This window comes from Brevundimonas sp., assembly GCF_051858995.1.
In the GTDB taxonomy this organism is placed as follows: domain Bacteria; phylum Pseudomonadota; class Alphaproteobacteria; order Caulobacterales; family Caulobacteraceae; genus Brevundimonas.
This window is the reverse complement of sequence record NZ_JBHYGN010000008.1, coordinates 397946-417583: the sequence shown is the minus strand read 5'-3', so window position 1 is coordinate 417583 and position 19638 is coordinate 397946. Positions and strand designations below refer to the sequence as shown.

Here is a 19638-nt window from a genome sequence, read left to right as displayed (position 1 = left end):
CGATCGTGCCGATGTTGCAGTGCGGCTTGGTGCGTTCGAACTTTTCCTTGGCCATGGCCAAAACTCCTGTGGCCCGGGTCCGTCAGCGGAGGGGCGCGATGCTGATCTAAAAACCTGGAGCGGGTAGACGGAATCGAACCGACATATTCAGCTTGGAAGGCTGCTGTACTACCATTGTACTATACCCGCGCGGAGACTGCGTCGGGCCATGAGGACCTCCGCAGCCGACCCGACGTGGGGTCCGGTCCGTCGTTTTGAAAGCGCGTGGTGGGGGAAGCAGGACTCGAACCTGCGAAGCTTACGCAGGGGATTTACAGTCCCCCCCCTTTGCCGCTCGGGACATTCCCCCAGCGCGCTTTTCAAAACCGTCGGATCCTTGCTTCAACGACCTTTCGGCCCCTGAAGCAACAAAGCCTCTCGTGATCCCGCGACGCCTGCTTTAGGAGGTGCGCCAGACCCGAAAGCCCTCAGGGCTCCAAATCGGAGGGCGTCTTATAGTGTCGAGAATTTCAGAACGCAATGACCGGAAATCGGGCAAGAAAACGGCCCCCTCCGGCAGGCCTGGCGGGCGTTTCGACGGTCCGAAGGCCGGCGGCAAGCCTTCAGGCGAGCGTGGCGGATGGAGCCCGGAACGCGGTTCGGCGCCGCGGAGTGATTCCGCACCCCAATCCGGCGGGCGTCCGGGTCGCGGCGCAAAGCCCGACGCCGACAACTGGCTGTGGGGTCGTCACCCCGTTCTGGCGGCTCTGGCCAACCCGGCCCGCAAGGGCATGGGCCGACTGATCGTCACCGCTGACCGCGCCGAGGAGATCGAGCGCGACCGCCTCGCCCCCAACGGCCACCGCGCCGAGGTCGTGGACGGCCCGACCCTGACCCGCATGCTGCCCGCCGGCGCCGTGCACCAGGGCATGGCCTTCAAGGTCGTCCCGCTGGAAGGCGTGGCGCTGGAAGACATCGCCGAGGACGCATCCGGCGTCATCGTCATGCTGGACCAGCTGACCGACCCCCAGAACGTCGGCGCCATCTTCCGCTCGGCCCTGGCGTTCGGGGCCAGGGGAATCGTCGTGCAGGACCGTCACTCCCCCGCCCTAGCCGGCGCGCTCGCGAAAGCCTCGGCCGGCGCCACCGAACGCCTGCCCTGCGCCCGCGTGACGAATCTCAGCCGCGCGCTGGAGAAGCTGTCCGACATGGGCTGGCGCGCCGTCGGTCTGGACGGTTCGGCCGATCTGACGCTGGAACAGGCGCTGGACGCCCAGCCGACCGTGCTGGTCATGGGCTCCGAAGGCGACGGCGTCCGCCGTCTGGTGGCCGAACACTGCGAGGCCATGGCCAGGATTCCGATGCCCGGCGGCTTCGAAAGCCTGAACGTCTCCAACGCGGCGGCCATCGCCCTTTATGAGGCGGCGCGAAAACAGGCGGGATGACGGCTCCACCTCCCCGTTCGCGTCGCGAAGGGGGAGGTGTCGCGCTTCGAATACGAAGCGTGACGGAGGGGGCGGCTCCGGCTTCGGACGGTCGTTCGCCACTCCCCTAACGCTCGCGCCGCCCCCTCCGTCTCGTCGGCGGATCGCCGCCGAGCCGCCTCCCCATCGCGGACCGCGACGGGGAGGAGATGCGCCCTCTTGGCGACAGACTGTCGCACGGCTAGAGCAGCGCACATGGAATTCCTCTCCTCCCCCGAACTCGGCTCCCAGCTGACCGCCCTCGGTCAGGTGGTGATGATGGACCTCGTGCTGGCCGGCGATAACGCCGTGGCCGTGGGTCTGGCCGCCGCCGCCCTGCCTCAGGAACAGCGCAAGAAGGCCATCCTGATCGGCCTGATCGCCGCCGTGGTCATGCGCATCGGATTCGCCCTGGTCACCGGCTGGCTGATGGGCCTGATAGGCCTGCTACTGGCCGGCGGCTTCCTGCTGCTGTGGGTGTGCTGGAAGATGTGGCGCGAGTTGCGCGAGCAGGCGACCCACGACCAGGCCGAGGCCGAGAAGGAACTCGAGCTGGCCATGAGCATCGAGCACGGCACCGGCCCGTCGCCCGAGGAACTGGGCCTGAAGCGCAAGACCTTCGGCGCCGCCCTGGTCCAGATCATGATCGCCGACATCACCATGTCGCTGGACAATGTGCTGGCCGTCGCCGGCGCCGCCCACGAGCATCCGTGGATCATGGTCTTCGGCCTGGTCCTGTCGATCGGCCTGATGGGCGTGGCGGCGACCTATATCGCCAAGCTGCTGCACCGCTTCCGCTGGATCGGCTACGTCGGCCTGGTCATCGTCCTGTACGTGGCGCTGCACATGATCTGGGACGGCTACCGCGCCACCGTGGTCCGCACCCAGAACCTGGCCCAGCACAACGCCGCCATCCCCGCCTTCCTGCAGATCAAGCCGGACGAGGTGGCCAAATTCTGCAAGGCCGAGGTCGAGGGTCCCAAGCGCAACGCCTGCCTGACCCAGCCGGGGGCCACGCCCGCCGACCTGCCCCCGCCCGTGACGGTCCCCGCGGCCTGACCATGAAAACCTCGCTCAACACCGTCGTCGGCCAGCTGTCCTTCGCGACCTCGGTCGCGGCGGCGTTGTCGATCACCGCCTGCAGCCCCCGGCCCCAGGCCGACAGCCGCGTCTGCACCGACGGCGCGGGTCGTCGCATCGCCGACCAGAACTGCCAGCGCAGCGGCGGTCGGGCCGGTGGAGCCTACTGGTACTACGGCGGTCGCGAGACCACCCGCGCCCGCACCGGCGAGAAGGTCTCGGGCGGCACCTACACCGCTCCGGCCCGCGGCGGCTTCGGCGCCTCGGCGCGCGGCTCCTCGGGCGGCTGATGTTCCGTCAGGCGCTGACGCCCCGTCCCGACTGGCGCGAGCGGGTCGAGGCCCTCGGCCTCGTCTGGCACACCGCCGCCGACCAGCCCTACTGGAACGAGGCCGCCTGCTACCGCTTCGACCGCCGCCAGATCCGCCAGATCGAGCAGGCGACCGAAGAGCTGTACCAGCTGTGCCTGACCGCCGGTCAGCACATCCTCGACCACAACCTGTTCCACCGGTTCGGCATCCCGGACTTCGCCGTCCCCCTGATCCGCAAGGCGTGGGACGACGAGCCCCCGGCCCTGAACCATGGCCGTTTCGACCTGGGCTATGACGGCGTCTCGCCGCCCAGGATGTTCGAGTTCAACTGCGACACCCCAACCTCCCTGCTGGAGGCGGCGGTCATCCAGTGGGACTGGCTGGAAGCGGTCTTCCCGGGCCGAGACCAGTTCAACGGCATCCATGACGCCCTGATCGCCCGCTGGCGCGAGATCGGCCCCGCCCTGCCCCGGCCCGTGCACTTCACCTGGGCCGAGGAAGGCGCGGCGGAAGACGCCGTCACCGTCGCCTATATGCGGGACCTGGCTCGCGAAGGCGGGGTTCAGAGCCTGCCCCTGCCGATCCACGAGATCGAATGGACCGGCCTGCGCTTCGCCGACGCCTCGGGCGCGCCGATCAAGGCCCTGTACCACCTCTATCCGTGGGAATGGCTGGTCAGCGAGCAGTATGGCTCACGCATCGCCCACGCGCCCAATCTGTGGATCGAGCCGATCTGGAAGATGATCTGGTCGAACAAGGCCCTGCTGCCGATCCTGTGGGACCTCTTCCCCAACCACCCGAACCTGCTGGAAGCCGCCTTCGAGCCCCTGCCCGGCGACCACGCCCGCAAGCCGATCCTCGCCCGCGAGGGCGCCAACATCTCGATCGTCAAGGACGGCAAGGTCGCCGAGGCCACCGGCGGCGACTACGGCGACGAAGGCTATGTGTGGCAGCGCCTCTACGACCTGCCCGACTTCGACGGCCATCGCCCCGTCATCGGCAGCTGGATCGTCGACGGCGCCGCCGTCGGCATGGGCATCCGCGAAGCCGGCCTGATCACCGGCAACACGGCGCGCTTCGTGCCGCATGTGATCGAGGGCTGAGGCGCCTCACCGCGTCAGGAAATAGGCCTCGCCCAGATGGCCGTTGGCGCCGCAGTAGGGGCGGACGCCGCCCCGGCCGCCGGGGGCCAGTTCCTCGACCTTCAGATAGCCCTGATGCAGCGACAGGCGGATGCGCCAGCCGTCCCCGCCGTCGAGGGTGATGACGCGATCCCCAACCTGCCCCCGGCCGGACACCTGACACATCCAGCGGGCGTTGACCGGATTGGCGGCGCTGATGTCGACCGAGACCTGCCCCTTCTCGAGGGTGCGGATTTCAATCTCGCCCGCCGCATTACGCCAGACGCCTTGGATATGGGGCGCCGGGCGGGTCCGCAGCCGATCCAGGAAGGCGATCCGGTCGTCCATCCGCGCGGCCAGATCGGGGAAGTCCCGGAAGCCGCCGCGCGTGCTGTTCTCCTGCCACTCGTCGCGCGCGCCGAGGAACCACCGCTGATCCCGCGTCAGGGCCTCGCGCATCGGCGGGGTCATCGCCCCGCGCACGGCGACGTAGCGATCCGCCAGCCCCCGATCCAGCCGCCCGAGCCGGGGATCGGCGCAGATCGCATGCTCTGCCGGGGTCGAGGCGCGGCGGCAGTCGAACGAGGGCTCGCTGACCTGGGGCGCGGCGAGGGACAGCAGGAGAAAGGCGATCAAGGGCGACACCTCCGAAGGGGCTTGAACGATCCGTCAGGCGCCGCCGTAACGCGCCTCGAAGGCGGCGAGCTGCCGGTTGCGCGCCTGATAGTGGGTGATCTCGCAGTCCAACGAGTCCAGGGCGAAGGCGGCGCCTTCCCCGAACAGGGCCTCGCCGGCCCGGCAATCGGCCGCGACGAAGGCGGCCCAGTGCGACTGGGCCTGCTCCAGCGACTGCTTCGCCTGCTGCGGATTGACGCCGCCCTCCGCCGGAAGCTGGTCCAGCCGCGCATTGATCCGCGACAGGATCACCCGCTGATCGGCCTCGACCTGTTCACGCCGTTCGCCGTAGCAGGCGACCGTCTCCAGATGCCCGTTCGGCCTTGCGCAATCCCGCGGCGGCTCCTGACCGGCGACCGCGAGGACAGACAGCAAAACGGCGGACAGCATGACGCGACTCCTTTGGGAAACTCTCTCGCGGCGTGCGCCTCAGCCTTCCGCGCCGCCGAACCGCGCGCTCCATTCCGCCACCTGCTCGTCCTCGATCTTGGCGAACAGGACGCTGGCGGCGGCGACCGACTGGCCGACCGGCAGGGCCGACAGCAGGTCTTCGTCCGCCGACGGCCAGCTCAGGTCGGTCGAGCCGACGCTGGCGGCGATCTTCTCGGCCGAGCCCGGGATCACCGGAGCGGCCAGACGGGCGAACAGGGCGACCAGGTTCAGGCCGAAACGGGTGGCCGTGGCGGCGCGCTCCTGATCGGTCTTGAACGCCGTCCACGGCGCCGCGACCTGCAGATACTCATTGCCCAGCACCCAGACGGCGCGGATCGACTGCGCCGCCTTGCGGAACTCCATCTCTTCCAGATTGGCCGTCGCCTCGGCCAGGCCGCCCTTGATCTGGGTCAGGAAGGACTGCTCGACCTCGGTCAGGGCGCCGCCCTCGGGCACCACGCCGCCGAACTTGCTTTCGGTGAACTTGACGATCCGGTTGACGAAATTGCCCAGCACATCGGCCAGGTCCTTGTTCGTCGTCGACTGGAACTGCTCCCAGGTGAAGGCCGCGTCTGAATGCTCCGGGCCATAGGCCGTCAGGTGCCAGCGCCAGTAGTCGGCGGGCAGCAGCTCAAGCGCCTGATCCATGAAGACACCGCGCTTCTGGCTGGTCGAGAATTTCCCGCCATACCAGTTCAGCCAGTTGAAGGCCTTCAGGGTGTCGACCGTCTTCCACGGCTCGCCCGAGCCCAGGATGGTCGCCGGGAAGCTGACGGTGTGGAAGGCGACGTTGTCCTTGCCCATGAACTGGACATAGCGGACGTCGTCGGCGCCCTCGTCGGTGCGCCACCAGTCGCGCCACGTCCGGCCATTCGCCTCGGCCCACTCTTCGGTCGCGCCGATGTATTCGATGGGGGCGTCGAACCAGACGTAGAAGACCTTGCCCTCCATGCCCGGGCGCGGCCCGCCGTCGGCGCCGACCACCGGCACGCCCCACTTCAGGTCGCGGGTGATGCCCCGGTCGATCAGGCCCTCATCCAGATGCTTGTAGGCGATGGACCGGGCCAGGGTCTGCCAGTCGGTTTTGGTCCCGATCCAGTCGCGGATCGGCTGCTCGACCTTGGTCTGCAGCAGGTACAGGTGGCGGGTGTCGCGCACTTCCAGGTTCTTCGACCCCGACACCGACGAATACGGATCGATCAGGTCGGTCGGGTCCAGCAGGCGACCGCAGTTGTCGCACTGGTCCCCGCGCGCGCCGACATGGCCGCAGTGCGGGCAGGTGCCCTCGACATAGCGGTCCGGCAGGAAGCGGGCGTCGTCGACGGAATAGATCATCCGGTCGACCCGCTCCTCGATCAGCCCGCGCTCCTCCAGCACCTTGGCGAAATGCTGGGTCAGGCGACGGTTCGGCTCGTTCGAGGAGCGACCGAACCAGTCATAGCTCAGGCCGAAGGCCTCGCCGGCGCTCTTCTGGATCTCGTGCTGCTCGTCGCAATAGGTGCGCACGTCCTGACCGGCCTTGGCGGCGGCCAGTTCAGCCGGGGTGCCGTGTTCGTCGGTGGCGCAGATGTAGAGGACGTCATGCCCCTGCGCCCGCTTGAACCGCGCATAGACATCCGCCGGCAGCATGGAGCCCGCCAGATTCCCCAGATGCTTGATGCCGTTGATGTAGGGCAGCGCCGAGGTGATGAGGATGCGGGACATGAGAGTGGCGAGAACCGAGTGGCGAGTGACGAGGAGGAGCGAGTGTTAGTGGCGATGCTTGGCCGCCACGGCAAGTCCTGACGGTTCGAAAGCCCGGCTACTCGCCACCCGCCACTCGCCACTCACCACTCTTCAGTCGCCGCGCCACCCGCACGAACCGCCCGGTCAGCAGCGTCCCCGACACCAGACTGGCGATGATGACGGCCCAGACCAGACCGTCCACGCCGATCCGGTGCGCCAGCACCCAGCCCAGCGGCATCATGATCGCGCCGTACGAGACAAAGTGCATGATGGTCGGCCACCAGACGTCGCCCGCCGCGCGGTTGGCCTGCGCCGCCACGACCTGAATCCCGTCCGCCACGAAGAACAGGGTCGCCAGCACCAGCGCCGGTCCGGCGATGGCGACGAGCGCCGGATCGGTCGTATAGGCGCCGACCAGCAGCCCCGCCGTCGGCCAGATGGCCAGCGCCACCAGCAGAGCCAGCACCGTCACCACCCCGATCCCGGCGAAGCCCGCACGCAGCACGCCCTCGCGGTCCTGCGCCCCATAGGCACGCCCCACCAGCACCGCCGTCGCTGACGACAGCCCCATCGGCAGCATGAAGACGATGGCCGACATATTGATCACGATGGCCCAGCTGGCCGTCTCATTGGTGCCCAGCATCCCCGCGATCACCGTCATGGCCGCGAAGGCGCCGACCTCGATGAAGTTGGACGCGCCCGCGCCCAGCCCGACCTTGACCTGCTCGCGCTCTGTCTCGCGATCCCGAGCCGGCCGCTTCCACAGGCTCCAGCTCTTCGCCTCGGGCAGACGCAGGATGTAGACGACGAGGAAGATCGCCAGCGCCAGCCGCGCCCCGAACGTCGCCCAGGCCGAGGCGATGGCCCCGTTCACGCCGAGACCCAGCAGGTCCGGCACCAGCAGCAGGTTCAGGCCGATATTGACCCCGTTCGCCAACCACATGGCCCACATGCCGGGCTTGGGCTTGGACAGGCCTTCCAGGAAGAACTGCGCCGCCACGGAGATCAGATAGAAGGGCATCGACAGGGCGAAGACCACCAGCGGGCCGGACGCCCCTGCGCCGAGGCCTTCCTCGAAGCTGACGTTGTGCATGACCCACGGGCCGAACACGGCCAGCGCCAGCATCGAGGCGATGCCGATCTGCAGCGCATAGACCATGCCCCGGCGCAGCACCGCGCCGATCTCGCCGTGCCGTCCCTCGCCGCGCAGGCGGGCGGTGACGATCTGCACCCCCATCATCAGGCCCACGGCGGTCGTCAGCACCACCGACGACGGCGCCCAGGCCAGCGAATGATAGGCCAGCTCGCGCGACGCATAGTGACCGACCACGATGGCGTCGGTCAGCCCCATGGTCATGATGCCGATCCGCGCCAGCACCACCGGCCAGGCGAGATTGAGCAGTTCCTTCAGGGTGGCGCGGGTCTTGTCGTTCAGGGCGATCATGGGACGCGGCACAGGCCACGCGCCGGACCGCGGGTCAACCGGGTTTGGGGACGGGAGGTATAAGGAGAGTTGATCCCAATCACCTCTCCATTCGCCCTCAAGCGAATGGAGAGGACAGATCGGCGCGTCAGCGTCGATCAGGCGAGGGCGGCTCCGTCGGGGCAGGAGACGCCTCGAACACCGGTGTCAGCGGCCAATCCCTCGCCCCCTGCGCCGCCCCCTCCTGATCGCTGGCGCGATCTGTCCTCCCCATCGCCTTGAAGGGGCGATGGGGAGGTGAGCTGGGCTCACCCGTGCTTCGCCACCAGCTTCCCGAACGCCGCCATAATGCTCGTCAGGAACGCCTGCGTCCCCTCCACCTTCACCTCGCCAGCCTCATCGAACAGCTCGCCGGCATTGCCGATATAGGCCTCGGGCTGCTGCAGGGTCGGCATGTCGAGGAAGACCAGCGACTGGCGCAGGTGGTGGTTCGCGCCGAACCCGCCGATCGCGCCGGGCGAGACCGAGACCACCGCGGCGGGCTTGCCCGACCAGATGCTGTGGCCATAGGGGCGCGAACCGACGTCAAGGGCGTTCTTCAGCGCGCCGGGAACCGAGCGATTGTATTCCGGCGTCACGAAGACCACCCCGGCGACGCCGCGCATCTCGTCGCGGAACCGGGTCCAGGCGGCGGGCGGGGCCTCTTCCAGATCGGGATTGTACAGTGGCAGGTCGCCGATCTCGACGATCACGCCCCGCATCCCCTCGGGCGCCGACCGGATCAGCGCCTCGGCGGTCAGCCGGTTCAGGGAGCCCTTGCGCAGGCTGCCGACGATAAAGGCGATTTTGCTCATGGGAGGATCCTTCGGGACGACCGTCGCCCTCCCCCTGATCTGGCGCCCCTCGGTCCGGTGGACAAGGGCGCGATGCAACGCCTAAACCTCACCCCATGCCGAAGCTGACCTCCGCCATCGATACTTCGTCCGCCGCCTTCAAGGCGCTGGACGCCCACAACCGCGCCCTGCGCGACGAACTGTATGCGAAGGTCGAAAAGGCCGCGCGTGGCGGCTCCGACGCCAGCCGCGACCGCCACGTGTCCCGCGGCAAGCTGTTGCCCCGCGACCGCGTCGAGCGCCTGCTGGACCCCGGCTCGCCCTTCCTCGAGGTCGGCCAACTGGCCGCCGGGGGCATGTACAATGACGAGGCGCCGGGCGCGGGCATGATCTGCGGCGTCGGTCGCGTCTCGGGCCGCGAGGTCATGATCGTGGCGAACGACCCGACCGTGAAGGGCGGCGCCTACTTCCCGATGACGGTGAAGAAGCACCTGCGGGCGCAGGAGATCGCCGAGCAGAACAACCTGCCCTGCGTCTATCTGGTCGATTCCGGCGGGGCGAACCTGCCCCACCAGGCCGAGGTCTTCCCCGACCGCGACCATTTCGGCCGCATCTTCTTCAACCAGGCCCGCATGTCGGCCAGGTCGATCCCCCAGATCGCCTGCGTCATGGGCTCCTGCACCGCCGGCGGCGCCTATGTTCCGGCCATGTCGGACGAGACCGTCATCGTCCGCAACCAGGGCACCATCTTCCTGGCCGGTCCGCCGCTGGTGAAGGCCGCCACGGGCGAGGTCATCTCCGCCGAGGAACTGGGCGGCGCCGAGACCCACGGCCGCAAGTCCGGCGTGGTCGACCATGTCGCCGAGAATGACGAACACGCGCTGGAGATCGTCCGCTCCATCGTCGCCAACCTGAACACCATCAAGAAGGTGGACATGGACGTGCGCGAGCCGCGCGCCCCGGCCCTGCCCGCCGAACAGCTGTACGGCATCATCCCCGACGACGTCCGCGCCCCCTATGACGTGCGCGAGGTCATCGCCCGCATCGTGGACGGCTCGGACTTCGACGAGTTCAAGGCCCTGTACGGAACCTCGCTGGTCTGCGGCTTCGCCCGCATCTGGGGCTATCCGGTCGCCATCCTCGCCAACAACGGCGTCCTGTTCTCCGAAAGCGCCCAGAAGGGTGCCCACTTCATCGAACTGGCCTGCAAGCGGAAGATCCCGCTGCTGTTCCTGCAGAACATCTCGGGCTTCATGGTCGGCGGCAAATACGAGGCCGAGGGCATCGCCAAGCACGGCGCCAAGCTGGTCACCGCCGTCGCCTCGGCCGAGGTGCCGAAATTCACCGTCCTGATCGGCGGCAGCTTCGGCGCCGGCAACTACGGCATGTGCGGCCGCGCCTACAGCCCGCGCTTCCTCTTCACCTGGCCCAACAGCCGCATCAGCGTCATGGGCGGCGAACAGGCCGCCAGCGTTCTCGCCACCGTCCACCGTGACGCCGACAGCTGGACGCCCGAACAGGCCGAAGCCTTCAAGGCCCCGGTGCGCCAGAAATACGAGGACGAGGGCAACCCCTACTACGCCACCGCCCGCCTGTGGGACGACGGGGTCATCGACCCCGCCCAGACCCGCGACGTCCTCGGCCTGGCCATCAGCGCCAGCCTGAACGCCCCGATCCCGGAGACGACGTTCGGCGTCTTCCGCATGTAAGCTTACCCCACGGAGTACCGAGTTGATGAAGACGACCGCCGCCCTCCTCGCCATCGCCGCCCTCCTCGCCGCCTGCAGCTCCCAGACTGAGCCCCCGGCCGCCCCCGCCGAAGCCGCCCCGGCTGAAGCCCCGGCGGCGCCCGCTGCTCCCGAAGCGGCCGCGCCCGCCGCCCCCGTCTCGGCCGCCGAGGAAGCCGAGGCCCGCGCCGGCGAATCCGGACGGCCCGCCATCTTCCCCGCCGCCTATCGCGGCAACTGGGACTTCAGCGGCCTCGAGGGCTGCAAGCGCGCCGAGAGCGGCACCCGCTTCGTCGTCACCGCCACCCAGATCCGCGGCTATGAGGACACCTCGACCCTGCGCGCCATTGAAGTGCTCGACGAGAACGCCATCCGCGTCGTGCTGGATAATGAATCCTCCGAGGGCGACCACACCCTGACCCAGACCCTGCGCGTCTCCCCGGTCGCGGGCATCAGCCTGCGCATCGAGAGCGACGGTCGCCGGATGACGGCGACCCGGTGCGATCCGGTTTGATGAACCGGGCCCTGCTCTGCGCCGGTCTGCTGCTTCTGGCCGGACCGGCGTGGGCGACGCCACAGAACGAGCCGCCCGTCATCCCCGAGCGCTTCCACGGCGACTGGAGCGGCGACCTGTCGAAATGCGGGGACCGTGAAAGCGGTGAAAACCTCAGCATCGACGTGGGCTTCATCACCTATTTCGAAGCCGCCGACACCGTCCTCGCCGTCCGCCCGACTGAGCTGGACGGGATCAATATCCACGTCCGGCATGAGGACTACGACGGGATTGAGGAAACATACCGCACCCTCATCCTCTCCGACGACCGCCAGACCCTGACCTTCACCTCCGGCGACGAACCGGAGTGGTTGGTTTACCGGTGTCCGGCGTGATCCCGATAAGGAGTGAAAAGTGCTAGTGAGCGAGAAGTGAGCGGATCGCGCTCGCTGCCGGCCGCAGCGATTCACCCCTTGCTCACGAGCACTTTTCACTAAAACGACCCCACCAGCGTTACGTCTTCGAAGGAACTGCCATGACCGACAAACCCACTGAACCCGAAGACGCCTTCGACATCACCGACGCCGAGGCCGCCGAGATCAACAGCATCGCCCATCCGCTGGTCGCCGATCCGGCGCCGGACGCCAACGATGATCTGGTCCAGATCGACGCCACCGCCGACGGCGTGGTCTTCGTCACCATCAATCGCCCCGAGAAGCGCAACGCCTTCGACGCCGCCGTCATCGGCGCCCTGCGCGAGGCGTTCGAGACCCTGCACGGCGCCGACAAGGTGCGCGTGGTCTTCATCCGCGGCGCGGGCGGTACCTTCAGCGCGGGCGCCGACCTGAACTGGATGAAGGACGCCGCGGGCTGGTCCGAGGGTGACAACCGCGACGACGCCATGGGTCTGGCGAAGATGCTCAAGGCCCTGCACGACGTCCCGGCCCTGACCTGCGCCATCGTCGAGGGCTCCGCCATGGGCGGCGGCGCCGGCATCGTGGCCGCCTGCGATATGGCCGTGGCCGTCGAGGGGACCCGCTTCGCCTTCTCCGAGGTCAAGCTGGGCCTGATTCCGGCGACCATCGCCCCCTATGTCATCGAGGCCGTCGGCGCCCGCCGCGCGCGTCAGCTGTTCCTGACCGCCAACATCTTCGACGCCAGTTACGCCGCCCACGCCGGCCTGATTGACCTGATCCTGCCGGAGGGCTCGGTGGACGAGTTCATCTCCATGCTGACCGACAGCCTCTCGGGCAACGCCCCGGGCGCCATGGGCGACGCCAAGCGCCTGGTTCATGAGGTCGCCGGCAAGAAGATCGACGGCGGCCTGATGGAAGACACCGCCCGCCGCATCGCCCGCGCCCGCGTCTCCGACGAGGGCCAGGAAGGCGTCGCCGCCTTCATCGAGAAGCGCAAACCCAAATGGGCTGAGTAAGGGTCATGACGGCGGAGGCGGTCACGGCGACGGAGAAGCCGAAACGGGTGCGCAAGGCCAAGCCCAAGGGCGCGCCCGAGGGGCCGCCCAAGGGACCGCCCTGCGCCAACTGCGAGACCGAGCTGGTCGGCGCCTTCTGCCACGCCTGCGGGCAGAAGGCGCACCTCCACGACAAGCTCAAGCATCTGGTCGAGGAGTTCGCCGAGGGCATCGCCCATTTCGACGGCCGCCTGTGGCGCACCCTGCCCCTGCTCGCCTTCAACCCGGGCAAGCTCAGCCGGGAATGGATGGAGGGTCGCCGCGTCCGCTACGTCGCGCCCCTGCACCTGTTCCTGTTCGCCGTCTTCCTGCTGTTCCTGCTCCCGAACTTCACCGGGCGGCACATGTTCGCCCCGCCGCACGAGACGACGGCCGAGGCCGGGCACGAGAGCTCGGCCCGCCCGGTGACCGAGCCGGTCAACAACGGCTTCTGGATCAACAACGATGACGGCACCCGCACCGAGATCCCCGCCGACGACGCCGAGGCCCTCAAGGAGGAGCTGAACGTCCACGGACCGGTCGCCGCGGTGATCGACCTGCTGGCCAAGCAGCGGAAGAACCCCGAGTACTACGGCTACAAGATCGAGAGCCTCAGCTACAAACTCTCCTTCATGACCGTGCCGATCTCGGTGGTCCTCCTGTGGCTGATGTTCGCCTGGCGCCGGCGGTTCAGCCTCTATCACCACGCGGTGGTCGCCCTTTACGGCCTGGGCTTCCTCGCCCTGCTCAGCTGCGTGGTCGCCATCGCGCCCAGCTTCCTGTCCAGCCTGGCCACCTTCCTGGCCATGATCGCCGCCTTCACCCACGCGGTGGTGCACCTGAAGGGCGCCTACGGCAGCGGCTGGATCCAGTCGGTGCTTCGCGCTCTGACGCTGGGCCTGCTGACCACAGTCACCTTCGGCCTGTTCCTGTTCGGCGTGATGCTGTTGGGGTTGTCGGGGTAGGAATGGCGAGTGGCTAGTGGCGAGTGGCTGGCGAACAGCCGCTCCGGCGCATTGTCATCCCAGACGGGCTGTCCTCACTCGCCACTCGCCACTCCCCCCTCGCCACCTGCCGCGCCGCCCTCTACAACCGCCCCCATGTTCAAATCCGTCCTTGTCGCCAACCGTGGCGAGATCGCCTGCCGCGTCTTCCGCACCGCCCGCGCGATGGGGATCCGCACCATCGCCGTCTATTCCGAGGCGGACGCCGACGCCCTGCATGTGCGCGAGGCCGATGAGGCCGTGCTGATCGGCCCGGCCGCCGCCCGCGAGTCCTATCTGGTCGCCGAAAAGGTGCTGCAGGCCGCCAGGGACACGGGCGCCGAGGCCATCCACCCCGGCTATGGCTTCCTGTCCGAGAACGCCGACTTCGCCGAGGCCGTGGCCGCCGCGGGCATCATCTGGATCGGGCCCAAGCCGGAGTCGATCCGCGCCATGGGCCTGAAGGACGCCGCCAAGAAACTGATGATCGAGGCGGGCGTGCCCGTCACCCCCGGCTATCAGGGGGACGACCAGTCGGACGAGACCCTGACCGCTGAAGCCAACAAGATCGGCTTCCCCGTCCTGATCAAGGCCGTCGCCGGCGGCGGCGGCAAGGGCATGAAGAAGGTCGACCGGGCCGAAGATTTCGCCGACGGCCTGGCCTCGGCCCGCCGCGAGGGCCAGTCCTCCTTCGGCGATCCGCGCGTCCTGATCGAGAGCTACATCACCCGTCCGCGCCACATCGAGGTGCAGGTCTTCGGCGACAGCCACGGCACGGTCGTCCACCTGAATGAGCGCGACTGCTCGCTGCAACGCCGCCACCAGAAGGTCATCGAGGAAGCCCCGGCCCCCGGCATGGACGCCGCGACGCGGCAAGCCGTCACCGCCGCCGCCGTCCGCGCCGCGAAAGCCGTGAACTATCAGGGCGCCGGCACTATCGAGTTCATCGCCGACGCCTCGAACGGTCTGAAGGCCGACCGCATCTGGTTCATGGAGATGAACACCCGGCTGCAGGTCGAACACCCGGTCACCGAGGCCATCACCGGCGTCGATCTCGTCGAATGGCAGTTCCGCATCGCCGCCGGCGAGCCCATCCCGCTGGCGCAGGACGACATCGGCATCAACGGCTGGGCCATGGAGGCTCGCCTCTACGCCGAGGACCCGGCCAACGGCTTCCTGCCGTCCATCGGCAGGCTCGATCACTTCGTCATGCCCGAGGACGCCCGCGTCGACACCGGCGTCATGCAGGGCGGCGAGGTCAGCCAGTTCTACGATCCGATGATCGCCAAGCTGATCGTCCACGCCGACACGCGCGAGGAGGCCGCCGCCGATCTGGCCGACGCCTGCGCCGAGGTTCAGGTCTGGCCGGTGAAAACCAATGCGGGCTTCCTCGTCCGCTGCCTTGAGCATCCGCGCTTCATCGAAGGCGATGTGGACACGGGGTTCATTGGAGCGGAGGAAGCGGAGCTTGTCCCTGCTGTTCCATCATCACGGACGACGGCCGCGGCGCTGGCCACCATCGGCCTGCGCGCCGACGAAGCCCTGCGGAGCAACGAACTTTCGCCGTGGACCGACGGCCTGTTTGCTTTCCGGATGAACGGACAGCAGCGCACCCCGGTGGCTCTGTATCGCGACGGCAAACCCGTCCACGCCCACCTGTGGGGCGTCTCCGCCGAGGGCGCGCCGCGTCATTCGACTTTCGACGTCGAGTTCGAAGGCGAAGCGTTCGAGGCCATCGGAACGCCCGCCTTCGTCTTCATTGATGGCGAGCAGGTCTCGGGTGTCGAGACGGGCGACGGACGCATCGTGGTCTTCGAGGAGGGCGATGCCTTCGAGTTCCAGCCGCGCTTGACCGGCACAGTTGGTGGCCCCGCCTCCGACGGGTCCCTGCGCGCGCCCATGCCCGGCAAGATCGTCGCCGCCCCCGCGAAGGCTGGCGACACGGTCGCCAAGGGCGCGCCCATCGTGGTGCTGGAAGCCATGAAGATGGAGCACGCCCTCACCGCCCCCTTCGACGGCGTGGTCGAAAGCGTCTCGGTCACCGTTGGTGATCAGGTCGCCGACGGCGTGGTGCTGGCGGTGGTCACCCCCGCCGCTTAACCCAGCCTCTCCCCTTCCCCTCGAGGGGGAAGGGGCCGGGGGATGGGGTGTGCGCTCGTTGTCAGAAGGACTGGCGCTGGAGGCTCAGTCCATGACCTCACCAACAACGGCCAACCCCAATCAGCCTGCCTACACCCCTCCCAACCCTCCCCCTCGAGGGGAGGGCTATTTCGAACTGCGCGCAAAGCTGAAGAGCTTCGCCGCTCATTGCGGAACGGCGATTCCCGGTTAGTGATGGGCATCCTCGACGGGCGCTCACGCCCAATCGGAGCCGCCCCATGTCCCTGTTCGCCGCCCTCGCCGCCGTCGCGGCCCTGTCCGCGCCCGCCGACGACCTCTCGGACCTCAAGCCGCAGGACAAGGCCGACATGCAGTGCATGGCGGTCATCGTCGTCGCCCTCGGCATGACCGAGGATCAGGCCCAGCGGGCGGCCATGGCCACCGGCGCCACCTTCTTCTTCGGACGCCTGCAGGGCCGCACGCCGGGCACGAACTGGCTGGCCCGCTTCTCGACCTACATCCGCACCGAACCGGTCGCCGATCTGGACGCCAACCGCCAGCGTTGCGCCGCCGAGATGCAGGCCATGGCCACTTCGTTCAGCCGCGCCGGCGACGCCCTGCGCCCCTCCTGAACGCTTCAGCCATAAAGGCCCAGCCCGCCCACCGGCGTAGTCACGGTCGCATCCTCGAAGGTGGCGATCAGGGGCAGCCCCTGACGCAGCACGACCTTCACCGCCTCGTCCGTCAGGGCGTCGCGATGGGCGTCCTCGCTGATCCAGGTTTCGGTCACCCAGATGCCTTCGGCGTCGGCGGTGTCGTGGGCGACGATGTAGCTGAGGCAGCCGGGCATCCCCAGCGCGACGCGTTCCATCAGGATCGCCGTCAGCGCTTCCCTCTGGCCCGCCCTGGCCGTCATCCGACCGATCAGTCCGTACATGCTGAAGCCTTCCGTTGAGTCAGCTTCTACGTACGCGGGAACCCTCTGTCTTTACGGGGAAACTACTGAGCCTCACGTTAACACCAGTCACCAGAACGGTGGCCGGAGTTCGCGGAAAAGTGGCCGCCGACGCCTTTCCCCTTCCCCTCGAGGGGGAAGGGGTCGGGGGATGGGGTGGTGGTAGACCGCATCAGGATATGGCGCGTGAGGCACGCCTCCTGGCAGCGCCGATAACGGCCAACCGGAAATAGCCTGCCTCCACCCCTCCCCACCCTCCCCCTCGAGGGGAGGGCTTCAACGCAGATCCACGCCCCTTACTCCCCCACTTCCCCGCTGGCGCTCCTCCCCGCCGCGCGCCATATCCCCGCCATGCCTCTTCACATGATCAAGCTCTGCGTCGGCGTCTCCGAGGTCGAATGGCTGGAGCGTCGCGCCGAGAACGGCCAGCCGCTCATCGTCCACACCCGCATGACGCCCAAGCGAGCGCCCGAGATGGAGGACGGCGGCTCCCTCTACTGGGTGATCAAGGGCTCGGTCCTCTGCCGCCAGCCGATCCTCGACATCTCCACCCTGGGCGAGGGCGCCAACCGCCGCTGCGAAATCACGCTCGAGCCCCGCGTCATCCGCACCGCCCCCCTGGCCCGCCGCCCCTTCCAGGGCTGGCGTTATTTCGAGGCCAAGGAAGCCCCCGCTGACCTGACCACCGCCGACGCCACCGACCTGCCGGACGATCTGGCGCGCGAACTGCGGGAGTTGGGGGCGTGGTGAGGTCGAGGGATTAGGGACTAGGGATTACGGATTAGGCGCGGATGCAGACGCAGCTTCGCTTAACCTTCCTCGTTCATCGTGAAGCTGATCTAACGCCTTCCTTAATCCCCAATCCCTAGTTCCTATCCCTCCATGCCCCCCGTCCGCTCCGACCGGCTCTCGCAAGCCCTGCACCGCATCTTCGAGAGCGGACGCAACACCCCGGCCAGCTGGTTCGCGCTGACGGGCGGCGAGACCCTGTTCGCCGAGGGCGACGCCTCCGACACCCTCTACCTGCTGCGCGCGGGCCGTCTGGGCGTCTTCCGGCGCGAGGCCAATGACCAGCCGCCCCAGTTCGTCGGCGTCATCCGCCCCGGCGAGCCCGCGGGCGAGATGGCCATGCTGGCGGGCAGCGAGCACACCGCCGACGTCGTCGCCCTGCGCGATTCCGAGATCCTGGCCCTGCCCCGCGACGCCTTCTTCGAGGCCGCCCGCACCGAGCCGGACCTGATGGTCGAGCTGTCGCGCCTGATGATCCAGCGCGCCCGTGACCGCCGCTCGGGCGGCGGCGAGCCCAGCGTCTTCGGCTTCATCTCCGCCCGCCCCCGGCCCATCCGCGCCTTCGTCGAGCGCGTCGCCGCCGCTATCGAGGCCAACGGCTTCACCTGTCAGGTCATCGACCACTCGGCCCTGTCGTCCGCCGCCGAATGGTTCAGCCGGGTCGAGGATTCGCACGACTTCGTCCTCTATGTCGCCGAGGCCGACGAGCCCGCCTGGGCCGCCCTGTGCGCCCGTCAGGTGGATCGGCTGTTCGTCGTCGGCCAGTGCCTGCTGGCCCCGCCCAACCGCCCCCTGCCCCACGCCGCCGTACCCGACGCCCAGCAGCGCACCGACCTGATCCTGCTGCGCGATCCGCGCATGGCCCGCCCAGCCAATACCTCGGTCTGGATCGACGCCATCCAGCCGGGCCGCTGGTTCCAGGCCATGGAGGGCGATCAGGCCGACGCCGACCGCATCGCCCGCGTCATCACCGGCACGGCCGTCGGCGTGGTCATGTCCGGCGGCGGTGCCCGCGCCTATTCCCACATCGGCGCCCTGCGCGCCCTGCGCGAGGCGGGCGTGCCCGTCGACTTCGTCGGCGGCGCCTCCATGGGCTCGGTCATCGCCGCCGGCCCCGCCATGGGCTGGTCGCTGGACGAGCTGGAGGACCGTATCCAGCGGTCCTTCGTGGACAGCGATCCGCTCAGCGACATCACCTTCCCCCTGCTGGCCATGACCCGCGCCAAGAAGGTCGATGGCCTGCTCAAGGCCGCCTATGGCGAGGTCGATCTGGCCGACCTGCATCTGCCCTTCTTCGCCGTCTCGACCAATCTGACCTCGGGCCGGATCGAGGTGCACCGCCGGGGCCTAATGCGCCGCGCCATGCGCGCCTCGATCGCCATTCCCGGCCTGCTGCCGCCGGTCGTCATCGACGGCCAGGTGCTGGTCGACGGGGCCGTGCTGAACAACCTACCCGCCGAGGTCATGCGCCACATGAACTCCGGCCCGGTCATCGGCATCGACATGTCGCAGGCGCGCGGCGTCGATCCCGCCCTGATCGAGCATCCGCCCTCGATCTGGCGCCTGCTCGCCACCGGCGCCTGGCGGCGCGGCCCGCCCATCGTCTCCATCATGATGCGCTCGGCCACCCTGACCACGGACGCCGAGATCGAGCGCTCGCGCGGCATCGTCGACATCCTGGTCCAGCCCACGCCCGACGGCGTCGATATCCGCGACTGGAAGGCCTATGGCCCCGCCGTCGAGGCCGGTTACCGCGCCATGCGGGTCGAGCTCGAGGCGCTGGACGGCCCGGTCACCGGCCTGCGCCGCCGTCGCTCCGTCGCCGAGCGATCAGGAACAGACGCGGAAACGGCAGCAGCGTCACCCCGTCCGGACGACGCGGGAACGCCTTCGAAAGCGCGTCGGAAAGCGCCGAAAGGTAAGCGTCCCGCATAGCGGGGTCGTCGGCCAGCGCCGTCAGGTGCGGCCGCAGGGCCGTCCCCTTCATCCACTCCAGCACCGCGTCCGGCCCGGTCAGCGCGTGCAGATAGGTGGTGGACCAGACGTCCACGTCCTCGCAGGCCTCGGCCAGCACGCTGTAATAGGCCTCCGGGCTCAGC

The 19638-nt window shown here is 68.6% G+C and carries 19 protein-coding genes and 2 tRNA genes; 13 read left to right on the top strand and 8 right to left on the bottom strand.

The features are described 5' to 3' along the window. Positions 1 to 115: 115 nt before the first annotated feature. A tRNA-Gly gene (locus tag ACTIEF_RS09610) sits at positions 116 to 189 on the bottom strand. Between the two features lie 76 nt (positions 190 to 265). Next, a tRNA-Tyr gene (locus ACTIEF_RS09605) sits at positions 266 to 349 on the bottom strand. A gap of 148 nt (positions 350 to 497) precedes the next feature. On the opposite strand from ACTIEF_RS09605, the gene rlmB reads away from it, so the two are divergent. From rlmB to ACTIEF_RS09585, 4 genes are all read left to right on the top strand, one after another. Continuing rightward, positions 498 to 1424 (top strand): 23S rRNA (guanosine(2251)-2'-O)-methyltransferase RlmB, encoded by a 927-nt coding sequence (gene rlmB / locus ACTIEF_RS09600; RefSeq protein ID WP_439471906.1) that lies wholly within the window; start codon positions 498 to 500, stop codon positions 1422 to 1424. A 234-nt stretch (positions 1425 to 1658) separates the two neighbouring features. Then, a complete protein-coding gene (locus ACTIEF_RS09595; protein ID WP_439471905.1) occupies positions 1659 to 2501 on the top strand; it encodes a TerC family protein in 843 nt (280 codons plus the stop codon). 2 nt (positions 2502 to 2503) lie between these two features. Continuing rightward, positions 2504 to 2812 (top strand): hypothetical protein, encoded by a 309-nt coding sequence (locus ACTIEF_RS09590; RefSeq protein WP_439471904.1) that lies wholly within the window; start codon positions 2504 to 2506, stop codon positions 2810 to 2812. Beyond that, positions 2812 to 3936 carry a glutathionylspermidine synthase family protein gene (locus ACTIEF_RS09585; protein WP_439471903.1) on the top strand — a complete coding sequence of 375 codons (1125 nt, stop codon included), beginning with the start codon at positions 2812 to 2814 and terminating at the stop codon, positions 3934 to 3936. The genes ACTIEF_RS09590 and ACTIEF_RS09585 overlap by 1 nt, the downstream gene beginning before the upstream one ends. Before the next feature lie 6 nt (positions 3937 to 3942). On the opposite strand, the gene ACTIEF_RS09580 is transcribed toward ACTIEF_RS09585, so the two are convergent. The 5 genes from ACTIEF_RS09580 to ACTIEF_RS09560 all read right to left on the bottom strand — a co-directional run bounded on the left by ACTIEF_RS09580 (position 3943) and on the right by ACTIEF_RS09560 (position 9063). Beyond that, positions 3943 to 4590 carry a lysozyme inhibitor LprI family protein gene (locus ACTIEF_RS09580; RefSeq protein ID WP_439471902.1) on the bottom strand — a complete coding sequence of 216 codons (648 nt, stop codon included), beginning with the start codon at positions 4588 to 4590 and terminating at the stop codon, positions 3943 to 3945. A 33-nt stretch (positions 4591 to 4623) separates the two neighbouring features. Continuing rightward, positions 4624 to 5019 carry a lysozyme inhibitor LprI family protein gene (locus tag ACTIEF_RS09575; RefSeq protein WP_439471901.1) on the bottom strand — a complete coding sequence of 132 codons (396 nt, stop codon included), beginning with the start codon at positions 5017 to 5019 and terminating at the stop codon, positions 4624 to 4626. Positions 5020 to 5058: 39 nt separating this feature from the next. Next, complete coding sequence (gene metG / locus ACTIEF_RS09570; protein WP_439471900.1) at positions 5059 to 6765, bottom strand: methionine--tRNA ligase; 1707 nt, start codon at positions 6763 to 6765, stop codon at positions 5059 to 5061. Positions 6766 to 6862: 97 nt separating this feature from the next. Beyond that, positions 6863 to 8242, bottom strand: a complete 1380-nt coding sequence (locus ACTIEF_RS09565; RefSeq protein WP_439471899.1) for an MATE family efflux transporter — start codon at positions 8240 to 8242, stop codon at positions 6863 to 6865. A 275-nt stretch (positions 8243 to 8517) separates the two neighbouring features. Then, on the bottom strand, positions 8518 to 9063 hold the full coding sequence (locus tag ACTIEF_RS09560; RefSeq protein WP_439471898.1) for an NADPH-dependent FMN reductase: 546 nt from the start codon (positions 9061 to 9063) through the stop codon (positions 8518 to 8520). A gap of 95 nt (positions 9064 to 9158) precedes the next feature. Between ACTIEF_RS09560 and ACTIEF_RS09555 the strand changes: the two genes are divergently transcribed. From ACTIEF_RS09555 to ACTIEF_RS09525, 7 genes are all read left to right on the top strand, one after another. Beyond that, positions 9159 to 10751: a carboxyl transferase domain-containing protein gene (locus tag ACTIEF_RS09555; protein ID WP_439471897.1), complete on the top strand. Its 1593-nt coding sequence runs from the start codon at positions 9159 to 9161 to the stop codon at positions 10749 to 10751. 25 nt (positions 10752 to 10776) lie between these two features. Continuing rightward, positions 10777 to 11283 (top strand): hypothetical protein, encoded by a 507-nt coding sequence (locus ACTIEF_RS09550; protein ID WP_439471896.1) that lies wholly within the window; start codon positions 10777 to 10779, stop codon positions 11281 to 11283. Then, entirely contained in the window at positions 11283 to 11657 is a 375-nt protein-coding gene (locus tag ACTIEF_RS09545) for a hypothetical protein (RefSeq protein WP_439471895.1), read from the top strand. Before ACTIEF_RS09550 ends, ACTIEF_RS09545 begins: the two co-directional genes overlap by 1 nt. Positions 11658 to 11797: 140 nt before the next feature. Beyond that, entirely contained in the window at positions 11798 to 12694 is an 897-nt protein-coding gene (locus tag ACTIEF_RS09540) for an enoyl-CoA hydratase-related protein (protein WP_439471894.1), read from the top strand. Positions 12695 to 12699: 5 nt separating this feature from the next. Beyond that, a complete protein-coding gene (locus tag ACTIEF_RS09535) occupies positions 12700 to 13677 on the top strand; it encodes a DUF3667 domain-containing protein (protein WP_439471893.1) in 978 nt (325 codons plus the stop codon). 135 nt (positions 13678 to 13812) lie between these two features. Further along, positions 13813 to 15795, top strand: a complete 1983-nt coding sequence (locus ACTIEF_RS09530) for a biotin carboxylase N-terminal domain-containing protein (protein ID WP_439471892.1) — start codon at positions 13813 to 13815, stop codon at positions 15793 to 15795. Positions 15796 to 16073: 278 nt separating this feature from the next. Next, on the top strand, positions 16074 to 16427 hold the full coding sequence (locus ACTIEF_RS09525; protein WP_439471891.1) for a hypothetical protein: 354 nt from the start codon (positions 16074 to 16076) through the stop codon (positions 16425 to 16427). Between the two features lie 5 nt (positions 16428 to 16432). On the opposite strand, the gene ACTIEF_RS09520 is transcribed toward ACTIEF_RS09525, so the two are convergent. After that, complete coding sequence (locus ACTIEF_RS09520) at positions 16433 to 16732, bottom strand: putative quinol monooxygenase (RefSeq protein WP_439471890.1); 300 nt, start codon at positions 16730 to 16732, stop codon at positions 16433 to 16435. Positions 16733 to 17101: 369 nt separating this feature from the next. Between ACTIEF_RS09520 and ACTIEF_RS09515 the strand changes: the two genes are divergently transcribed. Together ACTIEF_RS09515 and ACTIEF_RS09510 are read left to right on the top strand one after the other, a co-directional pair. Continuing rightward, entirely contained in the window at positions 17102 to 17500 is a 399-nt protein-coding gene (locus ACTIEF_RS09515) for a DUF1489 family protein (RefSeq protein WP_439471889.1), read from the top strand. A gap of 132 nt (positions 17501 to 17632) precedes the next feature. Then, positions 17633 to 19474 carry a patatin-like phospholipase family protein gene (locus ACTIEF_RS09510; RefSeq protein ID WP_439471888.1) on the top strand — a complete coding sequence of 614 codons (1842 nt, stop codon included), beginning with the start codon at positions 17633 to 17635 and terminating at the stop codon, positions 19472 to 19474. Positions 19475 to 19638 lie beyond the last annotated feature (164 nt).